Below are 2,890 nucleotides of genomic sequence, written 5' to 3' on the forward strand. Positions count from 1 at the left end.
GAAGTGTTCAAGTGCAAGAAGGCCAGGGGGCTTCATTGGGTGAAGCATTATTTCAAAAAGGGCTCTTCGAAGAGCATCATGTTATGGAAAAACAGCCAATAAGTTCTAATGAAATTTCAGCTAATTTTTAAATCTCTACTAAAAGAAGAATTTCAGATCTAGTTCAATATTAAAAGTCTATATCGTCTCTATTAAGTCATCTTGGAATACACCTGAATCAGGGTGTTCCGTATTGTTACTGATTACAACTATTTGTTTTTAATGTAGAAATTAATATCTTAGATTGGCTTGGAGTAAATATATTAACTTTGTATCAAGTAAAGAGTGAAAGAGAGATTACTACCTATATCAGTAACCAACCTACTGTTTTTTTGAAAAAATGGTAGCTATTGATTTTGACTATGTTATCACCTGAGGTAAGTGAATAGTTCTACCGATGGGAGTCAAAATATACTGCTTTTTTAGATCTAAAACTCTCATATTAAACGCGCCTTATTACCCACAGTGACCTGTGGTTTGAGGTTTAAGTATGAAATTTAATTTTGTGTAAATAACTTAAAACATCTTTCTAAGTAATGAATTTGCACTTTCTAAGTAATGAATTTGCACTTTCTATGTATAGTGAGTTTGAATTATGAGCAAAATTTTGAGATTAATGCAGTCTAATGGTTATCCAATCTCAGAGGAAGGGATGTGCTATGGTATAGCATTTACTGCAATATTGTCGGCTTTAAAAGGAAGGTTTAGCGATTATTCTGAGTTTTTAACAAGAGTAAAGAGTTATAAGAGTGATCGGAAACTGTCATTGAGCCGTGAGAATGATAGAGATACTTTGGCATTTTTTGATTCAATATTAATACTACACAACTCAACAGCATCAGGGCTACAAAAAAGTGGAAGTGGTGATGAGGTCAATCAAAATTTTGGGCCTTTTTTTGCAGATCGTCAAGATGCTCCATATGTTCTTCAAAAGTTTGATGAGGGGCTGTATTCAGAGGGAAAGTACCTGAAATATTTTAAATCAGGAGATTTTCAGCAATTACGCAATTTTTTGAATAGTATGAGAGAAGGATCTGAAAATATAGGCATTGGCATTACTATTCCCGGGCATCAAATGGCTGTTGTTTCTTGTGATAACAAATGGGTTTTTATAAACCACGACGATCTAGTAGAAAGTGATACATTAGATGATGATTTTTTAGAAAAAATTGCAAGTGAATGTACCAGATTTGGTTTTTGCATGTCTATCAAAAAATTTAGTGTAGATCCTTTATCAAATGAAGAAGAATTATATGATAGCCCTAAAGAGTTATTGGATTTTGTGGAATTAAATACTCTAATGCGGCTGGCTTTTTTGAACGGGCATAATCAAACGACTAAAGATTATCTAAAAATAGTTAATGAATCACCATTGAGTCAGGACAGAAAAGCCGAAATTTTTTTGAGTAGTTTTATGGAGAATCTCAGTCCTACAATCCAAGTTAAGGTGCCCGTTGTTACTGCAGCCATGCAGAATGGACATCATCATTCGTATCAAGCGTATTTAGAAGCGATTATTCGTTCACCGTTGAGTGATAACATAAAGGTCGATCTTTTTTTAGCTCAAGTGCATCGGGAGGAGTATTTTCACGCTGGACGCCTTGAAACAAGGGACACACCTTCGATCGCACATAATTATGCAGTAGGGAAACATCTAGAGATAGTTGAGGCTTACCTAAGGTCAGTTAATGATTCGGGACTGAGTGACAGTCACAAAGTTGCACTTTTTAAGGCTGAAGATTCTTTGAGTGGTCCTGTTATCGCAGCGGCTTTTTGGCATGGACATCATCAGATGGTTGGGGCCTACCTAAAGGCAGTTAATGAGTCAGGGCTGAGTCCTGATAAAAAAGTTGCACTTTTTAAGGCTGAAGGTGCTGGCATACCTGCTTTCGAGTTTGCTCTTGAAAATCAACATCATCAGGTGGTTGGGGCCTACCTAAAGGCAGTTAATAAGTCAGGGCTGAATCCTGATGAAAAAGTGCAGCTTTTTTTAGTTAGAAACATTTATAATCAAATTTCTATTACAACAGCTTTTAGGTGGGGACATCATCAGGTGGTTGGGGCCTACCTAAAGGCAGTTAATGAGTCAGGGCTGAGTCCCGATAAAAAAGTTGCACTTTTTAAGGCTGAAAATTTCCTGGGTGACCCAGCTATCGCAGCGGCTTTTTGGCATGGACATCATCAGGTGGTTGACGCTTATCTAAAGGAAGTTAATGAGTCAGGGCTGAGTCCTGATGAAAAAGTTGCACTTTTTAAGGCTGAAGGTTTCCCGGGTGACCCAGCTGTCGCAGCGGCTTTTAAGCATGGACATCATCAGGTGGTTGACGCTTATCTAAAGGCAGTTAATAAATCAGGACTGAGTGACAGCGACAAAGTTGCACTTTTCAAGGTTGAATATTTCCTGGGTGACCTAACTAAGGCTGAAGGTTCTTTGCGTAATCCTGCTATCGCAACAGCTTTTAGGCGTGGGCATTATCAGGTGGTTGACGCTTATCTAAAGGCAGTTAATGAATCAGGACTGAGTGACAGCGACAAAGCTGCACTTTTAAAGGCTGAAGATGCTCTAGGCATACCTGCTTTCGAATTTGCTCTTGAAGATCAACATAATAAGGTGGTTGAGGCTTATCTAAAGGCAGTTAATGAGTTAGCACGGAATACTGATGACCTTTTAGCTAAAGGCTCAGATACTCCTAACGAACTAAAACAAGCGACACAAAACAAAGAAGTGTCCTTGGTGACACAGGACTTTCGGCCTTTCGAAAGTTCGACAAACGTCTCTGATAACGGTGACATGCTTGAATTAGAATTGGCGGAAAGTACTAATAAAAGTTCCCAGAGTCTAAAACTTGCA

1 protein-coding gene is annotated in these 2,890 nt (G+C 38.1%); it reads left to right on the top strand.

What is annotated here, in order from left to right:
* Positions 1–634 precede the first annotated feature (634 nt).
* Positions 635–2,890: hypothetical protein (locus tag BGC07_RS18045; protein ID WP_158007022.1), on the top strand; the 2,256-nt coding region annotated here is incomplete at its 3' end.

Origin of the sequence: Piscirickettsia litoralis (assembly GCF_001720395.1) — a bacterium.
In the GTDB taxonomy this organism is placed as follows: Bacteria; Pseudomonadota; Gammaproteobacteria; order Piscirickettsiales; family Piscirickettsiaceae; genus Piscirickettsia; species Piscirickettsia litoralis.